General features: G+C 68.5%; 20 protein-coding genes. 8 read left to right on the top strand and 12 right to left on the bottom strand.

Annotated elements, in window-relative coordinates; genetic code table 11:
• Window positions 1-11 precede the first annotated feature (11 nt).
• Window positions 12-914 (top strand): peptidylprolyl isomerase, encoded by a 903-nt coding sequence (locus GQ674_RS05375; RefSeq protein ID WP_159496264.1) that lies wholly within the window; start codon window positions 12-14, stop codon window positions 912-914.
• Window positions 915-1,082: 168 nt separating this feature from the next.
• On the opposite strand, the gene GQ674_RS05370 is transcribed toward GQ674_RS05375, so the two are convergent.
• Complete coding sequence (locus GQ674_RS05370; protein WP_159496263.1) at window positions 1,083-1,964, bottom strand: DMT family transporter; 882 nt, start codon at window positions 1,962-1,964, stop codon at window positions 1,083-1,085.
• A 161-nt stretch (window positions 1,965-2,125) separates the two neighbouring features.
• On the opposite strand from GQ674_RS05370, the gene GQ674_RS05365 reads away from it, so the two are divergent.
• Together GQ674_RS05365 and GQ674_RS05360 are read left to right on the top strand one after the other, a co-directional pair.
• Window positions 2,126-3,055 carry a LysR substrate-binding domain-containing protein gene (locus GQ674_RS05365; protein WP_159496262.1) on the top strand — a complete coding sequence of 310 codons (930 nt, stop codon included), beginning with the start codon at window positions 2,126-2,128 and terminating at the stop codon, window positions 3,053-3,055.
• A gap of 87 nt (window positions 3,056-3,142) precedes the next feature.
• A complete protein-coding gene (locus GQ674_RS05360) occupies window positions 3,143-3,436 on the top strand; it encodes a hypothetical protein (protein WP_128096839.1) in 294 nt (97 codons plus the stop codon).
• Window positions 3,437-3,480: 44 nt separating this feature from the next.
• On the opposite strand, the gene GQ674_RS05355 is transcribed toward GQ674_RS05360, so the two are convergent.
• Both GQ674_RS05355 and GQ674_RS05350 read right to left on the bottom strand, forming a co-directional pair.
• Complete coding sequence (locus GQ674_RS05355; RefSeq protein ID WP_236546199.1) at window positions 3,481-4,296, bottom strand: DUF4349 domain-containing protein; 816 nt, start codon at window positions 4,294-4,296, stop codon at window positions 3,481-3,483.
• Entirely contained in the window at window positions 4,297-4,653 is a 357-nt protein-coding gene (locus tag GQ674_RS05350) for a GFA family protein (RefSeq protein ID WP_159496261.1), read from the bottom strand.
• A 103-nt stretch (window positions 4,654-4,756) separates the two neighbouring features.
• Here GQ674_RS05350 and GQ674_RS05345 point away from each other — a divergent pair, with 103 nt between their 5' ends.
• On the top strand, window positions 4,757-6,568 hold the full coding sequence (locus GQ674_RS05345; protein WP_159496260.1) for a DUF885 domain-containing protein: 1,812 nt from the start codon (window positions 4,757-4,759) through the stop codon (window positions 6,566-6,568).
• A 175-nt stretch (window positions 6,569-6,743) separates the two neighbouring features.
• On the opposite strand, the gene smrA is transcribed toward GQ674_RS05345, so the two are convergent.
• Both smrA and GQ674_RS05335 read right to left on the bottom strand, forming a co-directional pair.
• On the bottom strand, window positions 6,744-8,576 hold the full coding sequence (smrA, locus tag GQ674_RS05340) for a multidrug efflux ABC transporter SmrA (protein WP_159496259.1): 1,833 nt from the start codon (window positions 8,574-8,576) through the stop codon (window positions 6,744-6,746).
• A gap of 87 nt (window positions 8,577-8,663) precedes the next feature.
• Window positions 8,664-10,241, bottom strand: coding sequence for a serine hydrolase (locus tag GQ674_RS05335; RefSeq protein ID WP_159496258.1), 1,578 nt, complete (start codon window positions 10,239-10,241; stop codon window positions 8,664-8,666).
• Window positions 10,242-10,372: 131 nt separating this feature from the next.
• On the opposite strand from GQ674_RS05335, the gene GQ674_RS05330 reads away from it, so the two are divergent.
• Window positions 10,373-10,813 carry a VOC family protein gene (locus GQ674_RS05330; protein WP_159496257.1) on the top strand — a complete coding sequence of 147 codons (441 nt, stop codon included), beginning with the start codon at window positions 10,373-10,375 and terminating at the stop codon, window positions 10,811-10,813.
• Entirely contained in the window at window positions 10,810-11,625 is an 816-nt protein-coding gene (locus GQ674_RS05325; RefSeq protein ID WP_159496256.1) for a DUF72 domain-containing protein, read from the top strand. The genes GQ674_RS05330 and GQ674_RS05325 overlap by 4 nt, the downstream gene beginning before the upstream one ends.
• 103 nt (window positions 11,626-11,728) lie before the next feature.
• Here the strand turns inward: GQ674_RS05325 and GQ674_RS05320 are convergent, their stop codons facing one another.
• Entirely contained in the window at window positions 11,729-12,406 is a 678-nt protein-coding gene (locus GQ674_RS05320) for a Pr6Pr family membrane protein (RefSeq protein ID WP_159496255.1), read from the bottom strand.
• 70 nt (window positions 12,407-12,476) lie between these two features.
• Between GQ674_RS05320 and GQ674_RS05315 the strand changes: the two genes are divergently transcribed.
• A complete protein-coding gene (locus GQ674_RS05315) occupies window positions 12,477-13,424 on the top strand; it encodes a DMT family transporter (RefSeq protein ID WP_159499254.1) in 948 nt (315 codons plus the stop codon).
• 31 nt (window positions 13,425-13,455) lie between these two features.
• On the opposite strand, the gene GQ674_RS05310 is transcribed toward GQ674_RS05315, so the two are convergent.
• From GQ674_RS05310 to GQ674_RS05285, 6 genes are all read right to left on the bottom strand, one after another.
• Window positions 13,456-14,616 (bottom strand): AAA family ATPase, encoded by a 1,161-nt coding sequence (locus tag GQ674_RS05310; RefSeq protein WP_159496254.1) that lies wholly within the window; start codon window positions 14,614-14,616, stop codon window positions 13,456-13,458.
• A gap of 66 nt (window positions 14,617-14,682) precedes the next feature.
• A complete protein-coding gene (locus tag GQ674_RS05305) occupies window positions 14,683-15,753 on the bottom strand; it encodes a sensor domain-containing diguanylate cyclase (protein WP_159496253.1) in 1,071 nt (356 codons plus the stop codon).
• A gap of 68 nt (window positions 15,754-15,821) precedes the next feature.
• Window positions 15,822-16,544, bottom strand: a complete 723-nt coding sequence (locus GQ674_RS05300) for a pseudouridine synthase (RefSeq protein WP_038689523.1) — start codon at window positions 16,542-16,544, stop codon at window positions 15,822-15,824.
• Window positions 16,545-16,589: 45 nt separating this feature from the next.
• Window positions 16,590-18,260 (bottom strand): diguanylate cyclase, encoded by a 1,671-nt coding sequence (locus tag GQ674_RS05295; RefSeq protein WP_159496252.1) that lies wholly within the window; start codon window positions 18,258-18,260, stop codon window positions 16,590-16,592.
• Window positions 18,261-18,401: 141 nt separating this feature from the next.
• Window positions 18,402-20,831 (bottom strand): EAL domain-containing protein, encoded by a 2,430-nt coding sequence (locus tag GQ674_RS05290; protein WP_236546198.1) that lies wholly within the window; start codon window positions 20,829-20,831, stop codon window positions 18,402-18,404.
• Window positions 20,832-21,007: 176 nt separating this feature from the next.
• Complete coding sequence (locus tag GQ674_RS05285; RefSeq protein ID WP_159496251.1) at window positions 21,008-22,966, bottom strand: DEAD/DEAH box helicase; 1,959 nt, start codon at window positions 22,964-22,966, stop codon at window positions 21,008-21,010.
• A gap of 265 nt (window positions 22,967-23,231) precedes the next feature.
• Between GQ674_RS05285 and GQ674_RS05280 the strand changes: the two genes are divergently transcribed.
• On the top strand, window positions 23,232-23,462 hold the full coding sequence (locus GQ674_RS05280; RefSeq protein ID WP_159496250.1) for an RNA-binding S4 domain-containing protein: 231 nt from the start codon (window positions 23,232-23,234) through the stop codon (window positions 23,460-23,462).
• Window positions 23,463-23,464 lie beyond the last annotated feature (2 nt).

The raw sequence follows: 23,464 nt of genomic DNA, 5'->3' as shown, positions 1-23,464 counted from the left end.
CCGGGGATCCCATGCCACAGCATCGCCGCGTTGCCCTGACCGCCCTCGCCCTCGCCTGCCTGCTGCCCGCAGTGGCCAGCGCGGCCACGCCCTACCGCAGCCCGCAGCAGATCCTGGACGCCTCCCCGGCCAGCGATTGGCGCACGCCGGACCCGGCCAACGTGCTGTACATGAACCTGCCGGCCGGGCGCGTCACGATCGAGCTCGCCCCGGCGTTCGCGCCCCAGCACGTGGCCAACATCCAGACGCTGGCGCACGAACATTTCTGGGATGGCGAGAGCATCTACCGGGCCCAGGACAATTTCGTGGTGCAGTTCGGCGACGCCGATGCCGACGATGCGGCCAAGGCCAAGCCGCTGGGCAGTGCCAAGCGCAAGCTCCCGGCCGAGTTCCAGCGCGACAGTAAGGGGTTGAAGGTGAGCGTGCTGCCCGACCGGGACGGCTGGGCCGACCAGACCGGCTTCGTCGATGGTTTCCCGGTGGGCCAGGACCGGCAGGACGGGAAGACCTGGCTGGCGCACTGCTACGGCACGCTGGGTGCCGGCCGCAGCAACGAGGAAGACAGCAGCATCGGGGCGGAGCTGTACGTGGTGACGGGGCAGTCGCCGCGGCAGCTGGACCGCAACATCACGGTAGTGGGGCGGGTGCTGCAGGGCATGGAGCTGCTGAGTGCGCTGCCGCGTGGTCCGGCGCCGATGGGCTTCTATGCCGACGCCGCGCAGCGCACGGCGATCCAGTCGATCCAGCGCGCCAGCGACGTGCCGGCGGCGCAGCGTCCGAAGCTGGAGGTGCTGCGCACCGAGTCGAAGACGTTCGCCGATGTGGTGGAGGCACGGCGCAACCGGGTCGATGATTTCTACAAGCGCCCGGCGGGGCACATCGACCTGTGCAACATCGCGGTGCCGGTGCGGTAAGGGTGAGACAACAGACGCTACGGCGTCTTGTTCTTCTGCGCTTGAGGCAGTCCGGTAGCCCTGCGCAGGGATACCGGACTGTCTCTGGACAGATTGCGCGTGCGGTTGGGTAAGAGGCGTTGGTAGAGCCGACCGTTGGTCGGCTGCTCCTGGCCGCCACCGCACAACCTACCGCTTCTGAGACGCTGCGACGCTGCCCAGGATCAACGCACCGGCGACCACCATCGCGCAGGTCACCGCTTCCCCCAGGAACAACCACGCAAACAGCGCGCCGAACATCGGGACCAGGTAGGTGACGGTGGAGGCGCGGGCCGGGCCGATGCGGGCGATGAGGCGGTAGAACATCAGGAACGCCAGGCCGGTGCAGACCACGCCCAGGGCAATGGCGCAGGCCCAGGACACGGTCGGGATCGGGCCGGTGGGCCAGTGGGTAAGCGCCATCGGCAGCAGCGCGATGGCGGCGCACCCGAGCGTGGCACCGGCCGAGGCGGCGGGCGGCAAGCCGGTCATGTGCCGCTTCACCAGGTTCACCCCCAGACCGTACAGCAGCGCGGCCAATGCGCCGGCGATGACCGCCGCGCCGATGCTCAGCCCCGACACCTTGGCGGTGGCCAGCACCACCACGCCAGCGAAGCCGACCAGCAGCGCGCTGGCGCGGCGCATGCCGATCTTCTCGCCGAAGAACAGGAAGGCAATCAGCGCGGCGAACAGCACGGTCATGGCGTTGCAGATCGCACCGATCGCCGCCGGGGCACGTTGCGCGGCCCAGGCGAACAGCACGAACGGGATCGCGGAGTTGATCACGCCGATGGGCGCCAGCCACAGCCAGCGCCGCGCCGGGAACTGCGCGCGGGCCTGCCACAGGAACGGCAGCAGCACCAACGCGCCCAGCAGCAGGCGTACTTCCACCAGCGCGTACGGACCGAAGCTGGGCACCGCCACGCGCATGAACAGGAACGAGCAGCCCCAGATCGCGCCCAGCACGGTGAGTTCAAGCGGGGTGCGCCAGTCGCGTTCGACCACCGCACTGGCCAGCGGTGCGCCGCTCATGGCCGCCCCCCGGACAACAGGCAGATGCGTGGCTGAATGGCGGTCGCGGACGGCAACATGGGGGCGGCTCCAAGGGACAGGGACACAGCATCCGCCTACCGGCAAGGGCCCACAAGCGCGTAGTATCCGGGCAAGCCACAAATTTCATTTGGGTCTCATCCATGATCCTGCGCCCCGCCCTGCTGCCCGCGCTGGGGGTGTTCGCGGTTGCCGCGCGCCACCAGAATTTCGCCCATGCCGCCGAGGAGCTGCACCTCACCGCCAGTGCGGTCAGCCACCATGTGCGCAAGCTGGAAGTGCTGCTGGGCACGGTGCTGTTCCAGCGCCACGCGCGTGGGGTGCGGTTGACCGCCGAGGGGCGCCAGCTGGCCGACGCCGCGGCGGCGGCATTGAGCGATCTCAACGCGGTGGCCGGCAACCTGCACCCCCAGGCCGACATCGTGCCGCTGCGGGTGACCACCATCCGTTCGCTGTCGTACTGCTGGCTGGTGCCCCGGTTGGCCCGCTTCACCGCCCAGTACCCGCAGGTGCGCATCGAACTGCAGACCAGTACCGAGCTGGTGCGTTTCGACGAGGCCGGACCGGAACTGGGCATCCGCTATGGGCTGGGCCAATGGCCTGGCCTGCGCGCACATCACCTGATGGACGACGCGCTGTGCCCTGTCGCGTCGCCCGCGCTGGCCGGCGTGGCGGCCCTGCGCGAACCGGCGCAGATCGCGGCGTTGCCCCTGATCAGCGACATGTCACCGCAGGGCTGGCGCGACTGGTTCCGCGCCGCCGGGGTGCGCGGTCTGGAACTGCCGTCGGTGCATTCCTTCAGCGACAGCACCGACGCGATGCGCGCGGCGGTATATGGCATCGGCGCGGTGCTGGCACGCAAGCACATCGCCCAGCCGTATCTGCAACGCTATGAACTGGTACGCCTGCCCGGCCCGGCACTGAAGGCGCGCTATGCCTATTACGTGGTGCACGCCGAGCACCGTCCGCTCAGCCCTACCGCCGTGGCGTTCATGGACTGGCTCAAACGCGAAGCGCTGGATGAGCGCACGCCGATCCCGGCGCTGCCCGACGAGCTGCTGGGCCGCCCCTGAGCACGCAACGAAAGGTTCAGGCCGTCCTCACTCGGCCTTGTCCACGCGCTGGCTAGGCTGGAGTTCCTTTCCCACAAGGCACGGTCCATGGCCCTGTTGCGACTCAGAATCACCGGCAGCGAAGACGACGCGCGTGCCATCACCGACCTGCTGCAGAGCATCGAAGGCATCGAGCATGTCGAGGAAACCGACGACCTCATGCCCCACATGGATGACGACGATTCCAGCTCCGCCGGCCTGTCCGACGATATCGGTCCAGGCATCCATGAGCTGGAAGTGGAGGTCGGCAATGCACTGGGCGCGCAGCGCGTGCGTGATGCCGTGCAGGAACTGGCGCTGGAGCTGGACGTGTTCGTGGAATACGAGCACGACGAAGGCTGATGGCTGCGCGGTGCCGGCCTTGACCGGCACCGCGCCTTGCCGCGTCAGCCGGCCCGTGCGGCCAGGCGGCGCTTGCGGCGGCGCCACAGCATGCTGCCGATCCAGGCGAACACCCAGGCCACCACCGCCCACGGCAGCAGTGCCGACAGCGCACGGATGAGGAAGGCCACGCTGGTAGTCAGCACGGCGCCGGACTCGCTCAGCGCTTGGCCGATCTCGCTGCGGCTGCGCTGCCCCGACGGCGTATGGAACTGCATCGTCACCAACTGGGTGTCGATGCGGCGGTGCTGCTGCGCCGCGTCCTTGTTGGCCTGCTCCACCCCGGCCTCGATTTCCGACAGGCGCTGGGTGATGGTGAGCAGGTCGGCCAGCTTGATGTCCTTGCTGTCCTGGTAGGCCAGCAGCCGCTCGTGTTCCTTCTGCAGGCGCGCCTTGGTCAGCGCGGTATCGGCCACCTGCTGGGCGAGGTCTTCGGCGTGGGTGTTGCGCGAGGCCACCTCACCGCCCTGCCCGGCCAAGCCGATCAGCGGCTCAACGCCCTTGGGCGCGATCCGTACCTTGACCGACCCGCTGGGGTATTCGCCGCCCTGCTGGCCCACCTGCAGCACCGCGCAGTCACCGAAGCGCGCGGACTGGCACGCCTCGGCGATCTGCTTCACGCGCGGTGCGATGCCGGCGGCGTCCAAGGTGATGTCCAGATCGTGCTCGTAGGCCAACATGGCGCCTTCCGGCGAGGCCAGTGCACCGGCGCTGCCCGCAGCGTCTGCCGCTTCGCCGTGATTCCGGGCCGCACACCCGGCCAGCCCAAGCACCAGCATCCCTGCCCACGCACCCTTGCGGTGCCACAGCGTCCCTTTCATTTATTTGCCTGCTCCGTCGTAGCGATTGATCGTGAGCCCGTCCAGGTCCACCCCGGGCAGGCACCGCACGTTGACCGCCACCATCCTGCTGCCACTGCGGGGGTCCACGCCCTCGCTGAACGGGGCGATGCCACAGGTGCGGCAATGGTGGTGTTCCAGGTGGTGCTGGTTGAACTGGTAGGTGGCCACGTCGGCCGGATCGGTCGTCAGCCGCAGCGCCTCGCGCGGACCGAACCAGAGCAGGCCACCACGGCGACGGCACAGCGAACAGTTGCAGTCCAGGGCATCGGTGATCGGCTCGGCCGCCTCGACCACGAACGCGATCTGCCCGCAATGGCAGCTCCCTTCGTACTGCATGGCGCACCCTCCGGCTGGGAAAGGGCCATGGTAATCCAATGGCACGGGCGCGGCCGGGCGCGGGGGCCTATGCTCGGCGATTGACCACAGCACAGGATCGCCGATGCGCCAGCATCTTCTCGCCCTCGCCCTGATCGCCGCCCTCGGCGGCTGCCAGCAGGCCGACGCCCCGACCGCCGCCTCCGGCACGCCGGCCGCCGCTGCCCCCGCCGGCGATGCCGCCGTGGACGCCGCCTTCGCCGACCTGTCCAAGCGCGCGCTGGATACCTGGATGCAGCTGTCGCCGATCAGCGCCACCCAGATCGGCGACCACCGCTACGATGCGGAGATCGACGACCTCAGCGCCGCCGGCCAGCAGAAGATGTTGACGGCCTACAAGGGCCTTGTCGCCGACCTGGACCGCATCGACGTCAGCAAGCTCTCGCGCGAGAACCAGGTGGACGCGGCGATCCTGCGCAACCAGCTGCAGTCGGAAATCTGGAGCGCCGAGGTGCTGCAGTCGTCCAAGTGGGATCCGCAGATCTACAACGGCGTTGCCGGCAGCGCGATCTACGGCCTGATGGCACGCGAGTTCGCACCGCTGCCCGAGCGCCTGAAGTCGGCCACCGCGCGCATGGAGAAGCTGCCGCAGATCTTCGCCCAGGCCCGCGAGAACCTGGACCCGGCCCGCGTGCCGAAGATCCATGCCGAGACCGTGGCCAAGCAGAACCGCGGCATCCTGAGCATCGTCGATACCTTCATCACCCCGCATATCGGCGAGCTGCCGGCCGAAGACGGCAAGCGCCTGCAGGCCGCCATCGATGGCCTGAAAAAGGCCGTCGAAGAGCAGCAGACCTGGCTGGACAAGACCCTGGTGCCCAACGCCAAGGGCGACTTCCGCATCGGTGCGGAGCTGTACGACCAGAAGCTGAAGTTTGCCTTGAACTCCTCGCTGTCGCGCGCCGAAATCGGCGAGCGTGCACGCGCCGAACTCAAGCGCGTGCGCCAGGACATGTACGGTATCGCGCAGACCGTGCTCAAGGACAAGCCCGGTGCCCCGGCACTGCCGGCCAACCCGAGCGACGAACAGCAGCAGGCGGCGATCGAAGCGGCGCTGGAGCTGGCCTACGCCGACAAGCCGGCCCGCGACAAGGTGGTCGACGATGCCAAGGCCGCGCTGGCGCAGTCCACCGAGTTCGTGCGCAAGCATGACCTGATGACCCTGCCCGATTCGCCGGTGGACATTATCCTGATGCCCGAATTCCAGCGCGGCGTGGCCGTGGCCTACTGCGATTCGCCGGGCCCGCTGGACAAGAACCTGAAGACCTTCTACGCGGTCTCGCCGATCCCCGACGACTGGACCGACAAGCAGGTCGACTCGTTCCTGCGCGAATACAACAGCCGCATGATCCACCTGCTGAGCATCCATGAAGGCACGCCGGGCCATTACCTGGAAGGCTGGCATTCGGGCAAGTTCCCGTCGACGCTGCGCGCGGTGCTGCGTTCGGGCCTGTTCGCCGAAGGCTGGGCGGTGTACACCGAGCGGATGATGCAGGAGCAGGGCTACCTGGACAACGATCCGCTGTTCCACCTGGTGCAGCTGAAGTTCTACCTGCGCACCATTTCCAACGCGATCCTGGACCAGGGCGTGCACGTGGACAACTGGACGCGTGAGCAGGCGATGCACCTGATGACCCACGACGCCTTCCAGCAGGAAAGCGAAGCGTCGGGCAAGTGGGTGCGCGCGCAGCTGACCTCTGCCCAGCTGCCGACCTACTTCGTCGGTGCGCAGGAACACTTCGACACCCGCAAGGCCGTGCAGGACAAGCAGGGCGCGAAGTTCAACCTGAAGGCCTACCACGACCAGATGCTGTCCTACGGCGCTCCGCCGGTGCGCTTCGCGCGCCAGCTGATGCTGGATCAGCCGATCGAGTAAGCACTGCCGGGTTCCTCGTCGGACAGGCAAACGGCCCGGTGCGAACCGGGCCGTTTTTTGTGGTGTTGCGTAGAGCCGGGTTCTACCCGGCTGCCTGCGCCACGCAACAGCAGGAGCAGCCGGGTTGAACCCGGCGCTACGCGCAAAGGCAGCCGACCGGCACCGTCGGCATCGGTCACGCGTCGGCGGCGACGAAGCCGCCGGTCTGCCGCGCCCACAACCGGGCGTACAACCCGCCGGCAGCGATCAGCTCGGCATGGGTGCCGGTTTCCACGATCCGCCCCTGGTCCATCACCACCAGCCGATCCATGCGCGCGATGGTGGACAGCCGGTGCGCGATGGCAATCACCGTCTTGCCGGCCATCAGCTCGTCCAGATTGTCCTGGATGGCCGCTTCCACTTCCGAGTCCAGCGCCGAGGTCGCTTCGTCCAGCACCAGGATCGGTGCGTCCTTGAGCAGCACCCGCGCAATGGCGATGCGCTGGCGCTGGCCGCCCGACAACTTCACCCCGCGCTCGCCCACGTGCGCATCGTAGCCTTGGCGGCCTTCGCCATCACGCAGGGTGTCGATGAAGGCTTCCGCGCGCGCCTTGGCCACGGCCGCGCGCAACTGCGCGTCGGTGGCGTCGGGGCGGCCGTACAGCAGGTTGTCGCGGATCGAGCGATGCAGCAGCGAGGTGTCCTGGGTCACCACGCCGATCTGCCGGCGCAGGCTTTCCTGGGTGACGCTGGCGATGTCCTGGCCGTCGATGCGGATCTGCCCGCTTTCCAGGTCGTACAGACGCAGCAGCACGTTCACCAACGTGGACTTGCCCGCACCCGACGGCCCGACCAGGCCGATCTTCTCGCCCGGCTTCACGTCCAGGTTGAGCCCGGCGATCACCCCGCCGGTCTTGCCGTAGTGGAAGTGGATGTGGTCGAAATGCACCCCGCCCTGCGTCACCTGCAGCGCGGTCGCATCCTCGCGATCCTGCACGGTCAACGGCTGGGAAATGGTGGTGATGCCGTCCTGCACCGTGCCGATGTCCTCGAAGATCCCGTTGATGGTCCACATGATCCAGCCGGACATGTTGTGGATGCGGATCACCAGCCCCGTGGCCAGGGTGATGGCGCCCACGCTGATGTGCCCGCCGTTCCACAGCCACAGCGCCAGGCCGCAGGTGCCGGCGATCAGGAAGCCGTTGACGATGGCGATGGTCAGGTCCATGCCGGTGGTCACCCGGGTCTGCCGGCGGTGCTTGGCCGCCAGCTCGTCGATCGCCTCGGCCACATAGGCCTGCTCGCGCCCGCCGTGGGCGAACAGCTTCAACGTGGGAATGTTGGTGTAGCCGTCCACGATCCGGCCCATCGCCTTGGAGCGCGCTTCGGAGGCGATCCAGGCACGTTCCTTCGCACGTGGCACGAAGTACCACATGATCACCACGTAGGCGGCCATCCACAGCACCAGCGGAATCATCAACCGCCAGTCGGCCTGCGCGAACAGGTACAGCGCGGTGCCGGTGTAGACCACGATGTACCAGAGCGAATCGACCATCTGCACGGCCGATTCGCGCAGCGAGGTCCCGGTCTGCATCACCCGGTTGGCCATGCTGCCGGCGAAATCGTTCTGGAAGAAGCTCAGGCTTTGCCGCACCACGTAGTTGTGCATCAGCCAGCGCGAGCGGTTGCTCAGCCCCGGCACGATGGCCTGGTTGACCAGCAGGTTGTGCAGCCCCACCAGCACCGGGCGCAGCAGCACGGTGATGACCACCATCCACAGCAGGTCATTGGCATGGCGCTGGAAGAAGCCCGCACCGGGCTGTTCGGCCACCATGTCCACGATGCGGCCGAGGAAGTCGAACATCGCCACTTCCACCAGCGCCAGCAGCAGCCCGGCGATCAGCGTGGCCAGCAGCACCGGCCACACCGGGCGCAGGTAGTGGATGTAGAACGGCACGACCTTGCGCGGTGGCATGCGCCCGTCGTTGGGCGGAAAAACCGGAATCAGCGACTCGAACCAGCGGAACATTCCCTTACCCCGAAGCAAAGCAGGCCGCGATTATCCCACCGCGGCCTGCTGCATGCCTTTACCTGCGGCTCACGCCGCGCGTGCGGTTCAGCCCTTGGCGTCGGCCTTGATCGGCACCAGCAGCAGATCCTGGAAATCGAAGCTGAAATCGGTCAACGACGAAATGGCCTGCATGCGCACATCGCGGACCTTGCCATCCGGGTCCAGGCTGAAGGTGACGAAGGCATCGGCGTTGAGCGAGCGGTCGTCCCAGCGCACGATGAAGGTGTCGTGCTGCCAGTGCTCCAGTTTGCCCACCAGCTGCGCGGTCTTGCCGAAGCGCAGCCGCAGTTTGCCGGCGCTCTGCTCGACGAAGACGTCGCCGTACCACGCGTCGCGATAACCGCCCACATACTGCCCCAGCGGCAGCGACGGCGTGGACTTTGCGTCGCGTGCGGCCTGGTGGTTGGCCCAGCCCTCATCGGCCTTGTCCTGCGCCTTGGCCACCGCGGCGGCATAGGCCGCCACCCAATCGGTCTGCGGCGCTTTCAGGTAGGCGTCCAGCACATCCATGGTGATCGCGTTGAAGGCCGCGCCCACTTCCTGGTTGGTCAGCACCACGATGCCCAGCTTCTGTTCGGGCACCAGCGTTACGCGCGACACCATGCCCGGCCAGCCGCCGGTATGCCAGACCAGCTTCTGGCCGCGGTAGTCGCTCAGGCTCCAGCCTTCGCCATAGCCGGCGAAGTTCGGGCGCGCGGCCGCCAGCTGCGGCACGCTCGGCTCGGGCACCACCTGGGGGGTGATCATCTGCCACATGCCCTGCTGGCTCTTGGCGCTGAACAACGCGGTGCCGTTCTCCAGCGTGCCGTGGGCCAGCTGCACGTTCATCCAGCGCGCCATGTCATGAACGCTGGAATAAATGCCGCCCGCACCGGCGTTGTTGGACCAGGTCAGCGGCGCCACCGTGCGCAGCGCCTTGAAGTCGTACTTGGCATGGCCAACGGCGGCGTTGTCGCCCGGCTGCAGGTGGTCGGCGTTGTAGCGGGTGCCGGCCATGCCAACCGGGGTGAAAATGTGCTGCTGCAGGAAGTCGGCGTAGGACTGCCCGGACACCTGCTCGATCACCTGCTGGGCCACCGCATACAGGATGTTGTCGTACGCGTAGCGGTCACGGAAACCGGCCTTCAGCGGCACCTTGGCCAGCCGCGCGACCACCTCCTGGTTGCTGTACGTCGTGGTCGGCCAGAACAGCAGGTCGCCGGCGCCCAGGCTGAGGCCGCTGCGGTGCGAGAGCAGGTCGCGGATGCGCATCTCGCCGGTGACGTAGGCGTCGGACATGCGGAACCCGGGCAGGTGGTCGATCACCCGGTCGTCCATCTTCAGCTTGCCCTGCTCGGCCAGCAGGTTCAGCGCCGTGGCGGTGAAGGCCTTGGTGTTGGAGGCGATGGCGAACAGGGTATCGGCCTGTACCGGCGCCGGCTTGCCCAGCTCGCGCACGCCGTAGCCGCGTTCGAACACCACCTGGCCGTCCTTGACCACCGCCACCGCGATGCCGGGGACGTCGAATGTGCTGCGCGCACGCTCCACCGTGGCGTCCAGCCGCTGCAGTTCGGCCGGCACCGCCGCCGATGCCAAAGGTGCGCATGCCAGCAGCACGACGCCTCCGATCCAGGATGTGTTCAAGCAGTGTCTCCAGTTGCGTGTCGCGGGGGCGTTGAGGCGCGCAGGCGCGCCTGCGCCGGGTTTCGCACGATGGTAACGCGCGGGCGCTCAGGCTCGCCTGTGCCAGAAGGCGGACCGCCCCGGAGCCCTGTATGACCGCGCCTGCCGATACCGTATCCACCGTCATCCCCTGCCTGCGCTACCGCGATGCGCATGCGGCCATTGCGTGGCTGCAGCGCGCGTTCGGCTTCGAGCCGCAGGCGGTGTATGCCGACGGCGAGGTCGTTCACCATGCGCAGCTGGTCTACGGCCACGGCATGATCATGCTCGGCTCGGTCGACAACGCCAGCGAATGGGGCCGCTACAGCGTGCACCCGGACGAGGTGGACGGCCGCCAGACCCAGAGCGCATGCGTGATCGTGGCCGATCCGGATGCGCACTACGCGCGCGCCGTGGCTGCCGGCGCGCAGGTGGTGATGGACATCGCCGACCAGGGCTACGGCGGCCGCGGCTACGCGTGCCGCGACCTGGAAGGCTACCTGTGGTGGTTCGGCAGTTACGACCCGTGGCGCGCCCACGCGGACGGCGCATGACCACAGCAGGACGCATCCGTACCGGCATCGGCGGCTGGGTATTCCCGGGGTGGCGTGGCGGAACCTTCTATCCGGCCGGGCTGCCGCAGCGCGAAGAGCTGTCCCACGCCAGCGCGGCGCTGGGCTGCATCGAAATCAACAGCACGTTCTACCGCGCGCAGAAGCCAGCCGTCTACGCGCAGTGGCGCGAGCAGACCCCGCCCGGGTTCCGCTTCTCGGCCAAGGCCCCGCGCACCATCACCCAGACCCACGACCTGACCACGGTGGGCGCGCGTGCGGACGCCTTCATCGATGGCATCGTCGCACTCGGCGATCGCCTGGGACCGCTGGTGTGGCAGTTCGGCGACACCCACCCGGCCGGCGCGCAGGAGTTCGACCGGTTCCTGGATCAACTACCGCGCAAGGCCGACGGGCGTGCGTTGCAGCACGCGCTGGAGGTGCGCAACCCGGCCGCCTGGAGCGCGGAACTGGTGGCGGTGGCACGGGCGCACAACGTCGCGCTGGTCTTCAGCGGGTCCAACGACTACCCCAGCTTTGCCGACCCCACCGCGGACTTCGTCTACGCACGGCTGATGCACGCCCGCGCCAACCTGCGCGCCGGCTACCCCGAGCGCGCACTCGAACAATGGTGCCTACGTGCGATGCGCTGGGCCCGTGGCGAAGACAATCCGGACCTGCCGCATGTGGCTGCCGAAGCACCGACGTCGGGCCCACGCGAGGTGTACCTGCTGTTCATTGGTGCGGCCAAGCAGCGCAACCCCGGCGCAGCGATGGCGTTGCGCGACCAGTTGGCGCGCGTAGGCGCCACGTAGAGCCGGGCTCTGCCCGGCTGCCTTGGCTTGCCCACGTAGAGCCGACCGTTGGTCGGCTGCCGTCGCGGCCTGCGTCAAAATCGTATCGACCAACGGTCGATGCCTACCCCACGGTGCGCGATCGCCCGCCCATCCGCATGTCGATCCGCCACAGCAGCGCGGCCAGTGCCACGAAGGCCAGTCCCACCACAGCCGCGTTGCGTGCCACGCCCATGCCGCCCAGCGCCGCCAGGTCAAGGAACGGATACGGGTATTGCCCGCTCCATCGCCCCACCAGCAGTGCCCAGCCCAGGTACAGCGCCGGGAACAGCAGCACGCCGCCCAGCTGGCGCCAGCGCAGCTGCCCGTGCGGGCCGGCCAGCCAGCCCAGCAGGTACAGCACGGGCACCACGTAGTGCAGGCCGGTGTCGGCCCACCAGTGCAGACCCTGCGGGTGCCACAGCGTGCGCAGCACCAGCACGTAGACCAGGCCGGTGATGCCGATATACACCGCAACCGCGGCGCTGGGTGCAGGGGCGGCCATGCCGCCGGTGCGTCCCCGCAGGCGCGCCAGACAGACGGCGGCCACGCCGATGTTGCTGAGGATGGTGAAGTAGCCCAGCAGCCGCAGCAGCACCTGCCCGGTGCCGCCAGTGTCCCCCTCCGAGGCCAGCAGCACCGCGTATTGCAGCGTGATCGCGGCGACGGCGATGATGGCGGTCAGGCCGGCCCAGGCGCGCGCCTGGGCGGAGGGCACGGCAGGGGCGGCGGATGGACGCGGCGAGTGGGGACGGGGCTGCATGTGCGCAGGATGCCATGACAGGCGCGGCGGCGTTGTCGCGGTCGACCGCCGCTTGCCGCACAATATCGCGATGCCGATGACCGATACCCGCCGCGCGCTGCTGCAAATCCATTTCTGTGTGCTGCTGTGGGGCATTACCGCCATCCTCGGCAAGCTGATCACCCTGCCCGCACTGCCCCTGGTGTGGTGGCGCATGCTGCTGGTGGTGGCGATGCTGGCGGTGCTGCCGCGGGTCTGGCGCGGCCTGCGCCAGTTGTCGCCGGCGCTGTTTGCCGGTTACTGCGGCGTCGGCGCGCTGGTCGCGCTGCACTGGCTTACCTTCTATGGCGCGGTCAAACTGGCCAATGCGTCGGTAGCCGCCACCTGTATCGCGCTGGCCCCGGTGTTCACCGCGGTGATTGAACCGTGGGTGGCCAAGCGACCGTTCCAGCTGCGCGAACTGGCCTTCGGCATCGCGGTGTTGCCGGGCGTGGCGCTGGTGGTGGGTGGCGTGCCGCATGGCATGCGCCTGGGGGTGCTGATCGGGGCGCTGTCGGCGCTGCTGGTGGCGGTGTTCGGGTCGCTCAACAAGCGCCTGGTGAGCCATGCCGACCCGCTCACGGTGACGGCGCTGGAACTGGGTGCAGGTACCGTCACCCTGACCGTGCTGGCACCGCTGCTGCCGTTCCTGCTGCCGCCGCTGGCCGGCCCCTTGTGGGTCGTGCCCAGCCTGCACGACGGCGTGCTGCTGCTGGTGCTGGCCGGGGTCTGCACCCTGCTGCCGTTTGCGCTGGCCCTGGTCGCGCTGCGCCATATCAGTGCCTACACCTCGCAGTTGGTGACCAACCTGGAACCGGTGTACGCGATCCTGCTGGCGATGGTGCTGCTCAGCGAGCAGCGTGAACTGACCCCGGTGTTCTACGTCGGCGTGGCCATCATCGTCGGCGCGGTGTTCCTGCACCCGTTGTTGAACCGGCGCAAGCCGGTGCAGCACCCGGAGATCCTGGGCACCTCCGAGGCGCACAACGTCGCCGATTGAACGCCGCGCCGTACCGATCGACGGTGGGCACCTAGCGCGACGGCCAGTGCCAGGCAGGTGCGTCCAGTAACCCCTGCCCCATCACCTCGGTTCGGCTGAACGGCTTGTGCAGCCCGATGGTGTGACAGGCCGGTGCCGCCTGCAGCGCCGCGATCAGCCGGCTGGCGTGCGACACCACCCACAGCTGGCTGCGTGCACTGGTCGCGATGATCAGCCGCGCCAGCGCAGGCAACAGGTCCGGGTGCAGGCTGGTTTCTGGTTCGTTGAGCACCATCAGCGGCGGCGGTCGCGGTGTATGCAGCGCGGCGACCAGCAGCAGGTAGCGCAGCGTGCCATCGGACAGTTCCGTCGCCGCCAGTGGCCGCAGCAGGCCCGGTTGCGAGAACTTCAGCGCCAGGCGTCCCTCGTGTGCGTCGATGTGCACCTGTGCGCCCGGAAAGGCATCGTCCACCGCGCGGACCAGCGCAGGCGCATCGCCGATTTCCAGGATCGTCTGCCAGGCCGCCGCCAGGTCGTGGCCATCGTGGCTGAGCACCGGGGTGCGGATCGCCAGCGTGGGCTGCCGTGCCGGCGCGCCACTGTCGGTGCGGAAATGGTCGTGGAAGCGCCACCGCCGGATGTACTCGCGCAACTGCATCACTTCGGGCATGCGCTGGGGATCGGCCAGCTGGGTGAACACGCTGTCGAAGGCCGACAGCGATTCGTCCAGGCCTTCCCAGCCCTGCCCGCTGCGGCGCCGCACGCGCGCGCCACGGCGCTCCACCAGCAGCGTGCTGCTGCGCAGGAACGGCCCGGCCCAGATGCACTCGGACTTGATCTGCGGCTCCAGATCGAACATCGACTGGCTGGGCACGGGCAGCCCCAGGTCGATGGCATACCCGAACGTCTCGGCGGCGAAGCCCAGCCGCAGCGACACCGGCTGCGTGCGCGCCGTGCCCTGCACCGGAATCTCGCCCTGGCGCATGCGCCGGTCGATCTGCTCGGGGCCGGCCCATAGCGCCGAGCCCAGGCCGCCCTCGCCGGCCAGGGCAGCTGCGACGCCGCCGTGCGCGGTTTCGGCCAACAGCCGCAGCGCGCGGTAAAGGCTGGACTTGCCGCTGCCGTTGTCGCCGGTGACCAGGTTCAGGCGCTCCATCGGCACCACCAGATGGTGCAGTGAGCGGTAGTTGGCAATGGCAAGGGTCTGCAGCATGCGCAAGGCTCGGCGTGGAAGGCCCGGCAGTCTGCGGCAGCGCATTCGCAGGGGGTGCGACGCGGCTCAGTCCGCGCGCACCACCCGGTTGCGGCCTTCATGCTTGGCCCGGTACAGCGCCGCGTCGGCCCGCGCCAGGGTCTGTTCCACCGCGTCGCCATGACGATGGGCGGCCACCCCGATGCTGATCGTCAACGGAATGCCCAGCGGCAGGTCGGCCACGGCCATGCGCAGGAAGTCGCACTGCAGCTCGGCAGTGCCCAGCGTGGTGTCAGGCATCAGCACCACGAACTCTTCGCCGCCGTACCGTGCCGCCAGCCCCTGCCCGGCGAAATGCGCGCGCAGCAGGCGCGACAGCTCGGCCAGCACATGGTCGCCGGTGGCGTGGCCGTACAGGTCGTTGACGTTCTTGAAATGGTCGATGTCCAGCAGGGCCACGGCGGTCTGCCGTGGTTGCCCGTCGGCATCGATGACCGCGGCTTCAAGCGCCAGGCTCATCGCCCGCCGGTTGGGCAGCCCGGTCAGTGGATCGGTGCGGCTCTGCTCGGCCAGATCGGCGTTCTGCTGTTCAAGCAGGGCGTTGTATTCGGACAGGCGCTGTTCGTACCAGGCGCGGTCGCGCATGTGCTGCTGGATCTCAAACGCGTAGCGGCGCAGCTCCATCACCAGCGACACCTGCCGCGACAACGCTGCCAGCGCCTGGGCCTGGTCGGGCCGCAGGTGCCCGGGGTTGGCGTCGAACACGCACAGCGTGCCCAGCGGCAGGCCATCGAAACTGAGCAGCGGCGCGCCGGCATAGAAGCGGATATGAGGGTCGTCGACCACCACCGGGTTGTCGAAGAACCGCGGGTCCTGGCGCGCGTCTTCCACCACCATGACCTGGTCGGGCTGCAGGATGGCGTGCCCGCAGAAGGAGATGTCGCGCGAGGTTTCGGTGGCGTCCAGCGCCTGGCGCGCCTTGAACCACTGGCGGTCGCGGTCGACCAGGGTCACCGCTCCCATGCGGGTGCCGCACAATGCCGTGGCAATGGTCACCAGATCCTCGAAGGATCGCTCCTTGGCGGTATCCAGGATCTGGTAGCGCTGCAGCGCCTGCAGGCGCTGCTCTTCGTTGTCCGGCAGGGACGGCTTGATCATCGGCGGCAGGCAGGCTCGTTGTGCCTGCGCAGTCTAGCCGGACGGCAGGCTCACCGCGTGACGCGCCCTTACCATTCCAGCTGTTTGGGCAGCAGGCCCTTGAGCTCGGCGTCGGTCAGGTTGCGCCACTGGCCCGGCTTGAGCGCGCCCAGCTTGATGTTGTCGATGCGCACGCGGCGCAGCTGGGTGACGCGGAAGCCGAACGCGGCGGCCATCAGGCGGATCTGCCGGTTCAGGCCCTGCTGCAGGGTGATCCGGAAGCCGAACTTGGCCAGCTTGCTGGTGCGGCACGGCAGCGTGGTTTCATCGTGGATGCGGACGCCGCGGGCCATGCCGCGCAGGAACTCGTCGGTGACCGGCTTGTTGACCGCCACCATGTATTCCTTCTGGTGCCCGTTCTCGGCGCGCAGGATCTGGTTGACGATGTTGCCGTTGCTGGTCAGCAGGATCAGGCCTTCGGAATCCTTGTCCAGGCGGCCGATCGGGAAGATCCGCTGCTCGTGGCCGACGAACTCGACGATGTTGCCCTTGACCGTGCTTTCGGTGGTGCAGGTGATGCCGACCGGCTTGTTCAGCGCGATGTAGACGTGTTTGCGGCCACCGGCCTTCTTGGCTTCACGGGCACGCAGCGGCTGGCCGTCGACCAGCACCACGTCACCCTCGCCAACCACCGCGCCGGTGCCGGCCGGGTGGCCGTTGACGGTGACGCGGCGTTCGCCGATCAGGCGGTCGGCTTCGCGCCGGGAACAGAAGCCGGTTTCGGCGATGTGTTTGTTGAGTCGGATTGTCATCGGCCCATTATCCGGCAAACCCGGCCCGCGCAGGGCGCCGGGTGTTCACACACGCAGTGCCTCGTCGGCCGGAACGGCCTGGTCAGCGTCGAATACCTGGTTGCGGCCGGCCCGCTTGGCGCAGTACATCGCGTGGTCGGCGCGGCGCAGCAGCGCGGCCAGGTCGTCGCCGTCCCCGCGCAGCACGGCCAGGCCGATGCTGCCCGACACCTCCAGCCCCGGGATGGCCAGCACCCGGGTCACCGCCTGCACCTGCTGGCGCACGCTTTCCAGGCGGGCGAAGGCGCTGGCGCGGTTGGCGCCCGGCAGCAGCACCAGGAACTCTTCACCGCCCATGCGGATCACATCATCGTGGTTGCGCACCGAGTCACGCAGCTGGCGGGCCACGGCCACCAGCACCTGGTCGCCCACGGCATGCCCGAACTGGTCGTTGATGTCCTTGAACAGGTCGATGTCCAGGAACCCGATCGCCAGCGGTTGTTCGTCCTGGACCGCACGTTCCAGGTACTGGGCCAGCCTGCGCAGGCCGGCGCGCCGGTTCGGCAGGCCGGTCAGGGCATCGGTGTCGGCCAGCTGACGCAGTTCGTCGCGCTGCTGCCGCAGCCGGCCCAGGCGCAGATTGAGCGCGTAGGCAGACATCATCAGGAACCAGGTGGTCGCCAGTTGCAGGGACTCGATCCGGTAGGCCACCAGCCACTGCGCGCGCAGCGCATCGGCCATGATCATGATCCACCAGGGCGCCAGCGCGCTCAGCCCGGCCAGCGCGTAGCGGTCGCGGTCGCGGTGCAGGAGGCCCCAGCTGCCGGCCGCCAGGCAGGCGACGCAGCCCAGCACAAACAGCCCTTCCAGCCCGGCGGCCACGCCCGGCAACATCGCAAAGTGCATCCAGGGCACGCCCAGGCCCAGCGCGAACAAGCCCCACAGCAGCACGTGCTGGGCCGGCCGCGAACGTGGCCAGCGACGGTCGCCGCCGGACAGCCGCCACAGCACCGGCAGCAGCACCGCTTCGGTGAACGCGGACAATGACACCAGCCACCACGACGCGCGGTTCTCGACCGGCAACCACGGCTCGGGGTACCCGCTCAGCCCGCCCAGCACGGCCTGCCACAGCACCAGCAGCAGGCAGATGGCCACGTAGATCAGGAACGATCGGTCCTTGGTGGTCACATAGCCCATCAGCGCCGACAGCGCCAGGGCGATGGCCACCGCCACACAGGCCGCGCGCACCAGCAGCCGGGCGGTGTCGTCCTGCTGCACCGGGCTGGGCGCGCCCAGCTGCACGGTGGGAATCCAGCGCGGCTTGATCGGCGCGGCCCAGGACACCACGATCGGTTCGTGGTCGCCGGCCGCAGGGACCACCACCATGCCCACCCCGGCCCGGAAGCGGGAATCGCGGGTGCGCGCGTCATGCATGCTGCCGCAGATCTGGCGGTCACCGTGGCTGATCCGTACCTCGCCGGCCAGGACCCCGAACACGTCCACCGCCTGCGGCTCGCCGGACCAGCCGCCCGCAGGCGCGGGCACGTGCAGCACCTGCTGGTGGCGGGCCAGCACTTCGGCAGTGCAGGCGCGCTGGGGCGTACGTTCGGCGGTAGCTGCGCCCAGCAGCAGCACGTCGGTGCCTACCCGGCTGGTGGCGGCGAGCACGGTGTCGGCGGCCGCCCAGGCGGGCAGCAACAGCAGGGCCAGCAGCAGCTGCACTGCGCCCCATTCCATCCACCTGCCGCGCCATCCCCTCACACCCTGCCCCACCCTCGATGCCGCCACGCAGGTCGCGTGTCGCCCCTGGCCGGGATTATCGCCCGAACCCGGCGCTTTCACGCGGCGCGTCGCCATGGGCCCGGCGGGCCACGGGTCTCATGGCAGGCTCGGCCGGCCTTCCGAGGGCAGCGCACTGCGCCCCGGCCACAGCGCCGGCTGGGTCATCCGCTCCAGCGCCATCGGGCGCTCGATCGCATACCCCTGCAGCCCATCCACCCCGAGCACCTGCAGCTGTTCGGCCACCTCGGTCGATTCCACCCATTCGGCAATCACGGTCATGTGCAGCTCGCGGCCGATTTCGGTGATCGCGCGCACCGCCGCGCGGCTGACCGGATCGATGTCCATGTCGCGCACGAACACGCCGTCGATCTTGAGCATGTCCGCCGGCAGCTGGCGCAGGTAGCCGAACGAGGACAGCCCCGAACCGAAGTCGTCCAGCGCCACCTGGCAGCCCCGCGCCTTGACCGCTTCGATGAAGCTGCGCGCCTGGGCCAGGCTGCTGATCGCCGCGGTCTCGGTGACCTCGAAGCACAGCTTGCGCGCCAGCCCGCGGTTGCGCTCCAGCAGGTCGCAGACGAAGGCCAGGAAACTCGGCTCGGCAATCGACTGCGCCGACACGTTGACGTTGCACAAGCCCAACCGCTGCACGTGCGCCGGGCACACCTGCAGGTGGCGGAACAGCAGCCCCAGCACATGCCGGTCCAGTGCCATGCCCATGCCGTAGCGCTCCACGGCAGGCATGAATTCACCGGGGCCCTGCAGCACGCCATCGGGGTTGCGCATGCGGACCAGCACCTCGTAATGCAGGAAGCCCGGATCGCCCACGCGCTCGATGCGCTGCGCATACAACAGCATGCGGTTCTCGGCGATGGCACTGGTCACCCGCGCCAGGCGTTCGGCTTCCTGCCGGCGCTCGTCCAGCGCCATGCGGCTTTCGTTGTAGCAGTGCACGCGGTTGCGTCCGGCTTCCTTGGCGGCATAGCAGGCGCTGTCGGCCGCACTCATCAGCCAGTTCACATCGACCGCCTCGCGGGTCACCTCCACCACGCCGATGCTGCAGCTCACCCGCAGGCTGCCGTCGCCATGCTGGAAGTTGGCCTGCCCCAGCGAACGCACGATCCGCTGCAGCACCTGCTTGGCCTCGTCCTGGGCCGCATTGGCCAGGAACAGCGCGAACTCGTCGCCGCCCAGCCGCCCTACCCAGTCACCCTCGCGCAACGCGCCCACCAAATAGTCGGCGAAGTTGCGCAGCAACTGGTCGCCTGCCGCGTGGCCCAGCCCGTCGTTGACCAGCTTGAAGTAATCCAGGTCGATGTAGCACAGGCTGTGCACGCCGCCGTGGTTGCGCACGTCGAGCAGGGCCTGCTCCAGCAGGCGTTCGATCTCGCGCCGGTTGATCAGCCCGGTCAGCGGATCGTGGCTGGCGTGGTGCTCCACCTCGCGGGCCAGCGCATGGTTCTGCGACACGTCTTCCACGATGGCGAACACCGACACCTCGCGGCTGGCCGTGCGTACCAGCGTGCCGCTCCAGCGCCCCCACATCAGCCCGCCGTCGGCGCGCCGGAAGCGCAGTTCGGCCGGGCGCAGCTGGCGGCCCCAGTCGATGCGGCCCGCGTCGTCGAGCACCAGTTCTCCTTCGGCGACCAGGTCCTGCAGGGACAGCCCGAGCAGCGCATTGCGCGCGTACCCCAGGATGTCGGCCATGGCCTGGTTGACCTCCAGAATGCCGCCGGTATGGTCGAACTTGAGCATGCCCACCGTGGCCTGGTAGAACGCCGCACGGAAGCGGCTTTCCTGCTCCAGAAGATCGCGCCGCACGCGTCGCGACAGCATCACGGCGACGACGGTGATCAACAGCACCGACAATCCGCCCACCAGCAAGGTGGTGATGCGCACGATGGAGGCCGTACGTTGCAGCGACATCGAAAATGCCTTGGCCCGCGCCTGCAGGTGACGGTCCAGTGCCTGCACCTGATCCAGCAGCAGCGCCTGGGTCACCGGTTCAATGTCGCGGCGGGCATGCAGGGCCTGCGCCGCGCCGACCAGACCGGCCAGCTGCAGCAGCGGCGCGTCGGTCTGCCGCCACAGCCGCACCGCATCCTTGAAGTAGCCCAGGTGGCCCAGGTAACGGAACGACAGGATCAGGCGGTTGATATCACCGGGTGCATTGCCGCCGGCCAGGAACCCGCGCCGGGCCCGGGCCAGGTCGGCGTCGTCCTGCTCCAGCGCGCGCCGCGCGTCCAGGTCGCCCAACGGCACGGTCAGCGCCTGGCGCGCCTCGGCCAGATCCCCCGGCCGGCCATGGGTGATGTAGCGGCTGAGCGCGAAGCTGGCCTGCTGCTGGCTGCGCGACCAGTGGCTCTGGCCGACGATCCACGCGGTGGACGCGGCCTGCAGTTCCTGGATCAGCGCGGAAATACCCACCAGGCCGATGGCCATGCCGGTCAGCAGGACAAAGCGCAGGGTCAAGCCCCGCGTGAGATACGGTACCGCTGTCGCACCAACATCCCTGCCAGCTGCCAGCATCGCCGATCCCCCCGGAGCCGTGAAGCGGGTGGTGTACCAAATCCATCAACCTGCAGGCTAGTTCGGCAGATGTTGTGACCGTGCGAAACCCGCCGACAGCCGCGCGGTGGCCTTTCCACACCCCGGAAACGACAACGCCAGCCCGAAGGCTGGCGTTGTCTGGATCGCGTGGGCGATCAGCCGTTGCGCGGACCGCGCGGCTTGAAGCCGTCACGGCGCGGCGGGCGATCGTTGCCACCCGGACCGCCCGGACCGCCACGATGGCCACCCGGACCGCCCGGACCGCGCGGCTTGCCACCGAACTTCGGCTTGAACGCCGGACGCGGCGACGGGGTCAGGTCTTCACCCGGCTCGACCTTGCGCATCTGAAGCTGCTGGCCCGACACCCACACCTTCTTGAGGTGGGTCAGCAGGTCCTGCGGCATTTCGGCCGGCAGGTCCAGCACCGAGAAGTCGTCGTGGATGTCGATGCGGCCGATGAAGCGGCTTTCCAGACCGGCTTCGTTGGCGATCGCGCCGACGATGTTGCCCGGCTTTACGCCGTGCACGTGGCCCACTTCGATGCGGAAGGTTTCCATACCCGGCTCGGCGGCACCGCGCGGGGCGATGTCACGGCGCGGGGCGCGTTCGAAGCCAGCGTCGTTGCTGCCGAAGTCGCCCTCGGCACGCGGCGGACGCGGGCCACGGTCGTCTTCACGACGCGGACCACGTTCGAAGCGCGGCTCGAAACGGGCCGGACGCTCGCCACGGTCGTTGCTGCGCTCGTTGCGCTGGTGCGGAGCACGCTCCTGATGGGCACCACGCACCGGCGGGGTCAGCAGGAACGGCGAATCGCCCTGCAGCAGCTTGGCCAGCGCGGCGGCGATCTCGATGGCCGGTACATTCTTCTCGCCTTCCAGGCGCTGCAGCAGGTCGCGGTAGAACTCGGTTCCGCCGGCATCGAGCGCATCGCTGATGCGGCTCATGAACTTGCTGATGCGGGTGTCGTTGACGGCGTCCACGCTCGGCAGCTGCATCTCTTCGATGGGCTGGCGGGTGGCGCGCTCGATGGCACGCAGCATGCCCTTTTCACGCGGGGTGGCGAACAGGATCGCGTCGCCGGTGCGGCCGGCACGGCCGGTACGGCCAATACGGTGCACGTAGCTTTCGGTGTCGTACGGGATGTCGTAGTTCAGCACGTGGCTGATGCGCTCCACGTCCAGGCCACGGGCGGCCACGTCGGTAGCGACCAGGATGTCCAGCTTGCCTTCCTTCAGCATGCCGATGGTGCGCTCGCGCTGGGCCTGCTGCATGTCGCCGTTGATGGCGGCCGCGGCCAGGCCACGTGCCTGCAGCTTCTCGGCCAGCTCTTCAGTGGCGGCCTTGGTACGCGAGAAGATGATCATCGCGTCGAAGGGTTCCACTTCCAGGATGCGGGTCAGCGCGTCCAGCTTGTGCATGCCGCTCACCCACCAGTAACGCTGGCGGATGTTGGCCGAGGTCGTCGTCTTGCTGACGATGGTGACTTCGGCCGGGTTCTTCAGGTAGGTCTGCGCGATGCGGCGGATCTGCGAAGGCATGGTGGCCGAGAACAGGGCGACCTGGCGGGTCTCCGGCAGCTTCTTCAGCACCGCTTCGACGTCGTCGATGAAGCCCATGCGCAGCATTTCATCGGCTTCGTCCAGCACCAGCGTCTTCAGCTCGGACAGGTCCAGGGTGCCGCGCTCGAGGTGATCGATCACACGGCCCGGGGTACCGACGATGACGTGCACGCCACGGCGCAGGGCCTGGAGCTGCTGGCCATACGGCTGGCCGCCGTACACTGGCAGCACGCGGAAGCCGGGGATGCCCGAGGAATAGGTCTGGAACGCCTCGGCGACCTGGATGGCCAGTTCGCGGGTCGGCGCCAGCACCAGCACCTGCGGCTTGGTCTGGTTGAAATCGAGGTTGGACAGCACCGGCAGTGCGAAGGCGGCGGTCTTGCCGGTACCGGTCTGGGCCTGGCCGAGCACGTCGCGGCCTTCCAGCATCGCCGGGATGGTGGCAGCCTGGATGGGCGACGGGGTTTCGTAGCCGACGGTGGCGACGGCCTGCATCACAGCGTCGGACAGGCCGAGGTCTGCGAACAGCAGCGGCGCGGAGGATTCTTGGGACATGGGGAACTCCAAAGCACTGCCGTTGAGGAGGCAGTGAGATAAAAAAGGGGATGGTCCGCGCTTTGGGCGCCCTTTCTTATCGCGTGCCCTGGCGCTGCTCGGTCGGAGGAGAATTCACTCACTCAGGGGGCGATGATACCGCATCGCACCTGAACAACGTGTACAGCTTCCCATCTGCATGCCGTTCTGCCGCCCGCTGGCGCACAATACGCGCCCTTTCCCGGCCCGGCCACATGGCCGCGCCCTTTCCCAGGATACCCGCTCCATGCAGACCCTCGAATTTGAACTGGACCGCGACTACGTCGAGCTCAAGCAGCTGCTCAAGCTGGCCGACCTGGTCACCAGCGGCGGCGAGGCCAAGACCGTGATCGGCGACGGCCGGGTTCTGGTCGATGGCGAGGTCGAACTGCGCAAGGCCTGCAAGATCCGCGGCGGCCAGGTGGTGCAGTTCGGCGACACCACGATCAACGTACTGGCCGACAGCGACGCCCCCTGAGC

The organism is Stenotrophomonas sp. 364, from assembly GCF_009832905.1.
Taxonomy (GTDB): domain Bacteria; phylum Pseudomonadota; class Gammaproteobacteria; order Xanthomonadales; family Xanthomonadaceae; genus Stenotrophomonas; species Stenotrophomonas maltophilia_AP.
Note: the sequence above shows the minus strand (reverse complement) of the source record. Positions and strands in the feature narration are given on the sequence as shown.

Excerpts from the sequence above, each read along its gene's own strand:
- GQ674_RS05375 (WP_159496264.1), top strand. The coding sequence starts at position 12 with ATGCCACAGCATCGCCGCGTTGCCCTGACCGCCCTCGCCCTCGCCTGC.
- GQ674_RS05370 (WP_159496263.1), bottom strand. The coding sequence starts at position 1,964 with ATGAGCGGCGCACCGCTGGCCAGTGCGGTGGTCGAACGCGACTGGCGC.
- GQ674_RS05365 (WP_159496262.1), top strand. The coding sequence starts at position 2,126 with ATGATCCTGCGCCCCGCCCTGCTGCCCGCGCTGGGGGTGTTCGCGGTT.
- GQ674_RS05360 (WP_128096839.1), top strand. The coding sequence starts at position 3,143 with ATGGCCCTGTTGCGACTCAGAATCACCGGCAGCGAAGACGACGCGCGT.
- GQ674_RS05355 (WP_236546199.1), bottom strand. The coding sequence starts at position 4,296 with ATGAAAGGGACGCTGTGGCACCGCAAGGGTGCGTGGGCAGGGATGCTG.
- GQ674_RS05350 (WP_159496261.1), bottom strand. The coding sequence starts at position 4,653 with ATGCAGTACGAAGGGAGCTGCCATTGCGGGCAGATCGCGTTCGTGGTC.
- GQ674_RS05345 (WP_159496260.1), top strand. The coding sequence starts at position 4,757 with ATGCGCCAGCATCTTCTCGCCCTCGCCCTGATCGCCGCCCTCGGCGGC.
- smrA (WP_159496259.1), bottom strand. The coding sequence starts at position 8,576 with ATGTTCCGCTGGTTCGAGTCGCTGATTCCGGTTTTTCCGCCCAACGAC.
- GQ674_RS05330 (WP_159496257.1), top strand. The coding sequence starts at position 10,373 with ATGACCGCGCCTGCCGATACCGTATCCACCGTCATCCCCTGCCTGCGC.
- GQ674_RS05325 (WP_159496256.1), top strand. The coding sequence starts at position 10,810 with ATGACCACAGCAGGACGCATCCGTACCGGCATCGGCGGCTGGGTATTC.
- GQ674_RS05320 (WP_159496255.1), bottom strand. The coding sequence starts at position 12,406 with ATGCAGCCCCGTCCCCACTCGCCGCGTCCATCCGCCGCCCCTGCCGTG.
- GQ674_RS05315 (WP_159499254.1), top strand. The coding sequence starts at position 12,477 with ATGCCGATGACCGATACCCGCCGCGCGCTGCTGCAAATCCATTTCTGT.
- GQ674_RS05310 (WP_159496254.1), bottom strand. The coding sequence starts at position 14,616 with ATGCTGCAGACCCTTGCCATTGCCAACTACCGCTCACTGCACCATCTG.
- GQ674_RS05305 (WP_159496253.1), bottom strand. The coding sequence starts at position 15,753 with ATGATCAAGCCGTCCCTGCCGGACAACGAAGAGCAGCGCCTGCAGGCG.
- GQ674_RS05300 (WP_038689523.1), bottom strand. The coding sequence starts at position 16,544 with ATGACAATCCGACTCAACAAACACATCGCCGAAACCGGCTTCTGTTCC.
- GQ674_RS05295 (WP_159496252.1), bottom strand. The coding sequence starts at position 18,260 with ATGGAATGGGGCGCAGTGCAGCTGCTGCTGGCCCTGCTGTTGCTGCCC.
- GQ674_RS05290 (WP_236546198.1), bottom strand. The coding sequence starts at position 20,831 with ATGCTGGCAGCTGGCAGGGATGTTGGTGCGACAGCGGTACCGTATCTC.
- GQ674_RS05285 (WP_159496251.1), bottom strand. The coding sequence starts at position 22,966 with ATGTCCCAAGAATCCTCCGCGCCGCTGCTGTTCGCAGACCTCGGCCTG.
- GQ674_RS05280 (WP_159496250.1), top strand. The coding sequence starts at position 23,232 with ATGCAGACCCTCGAATTTGAACTGGACCGCGACTACGTCGAGCTCAAG.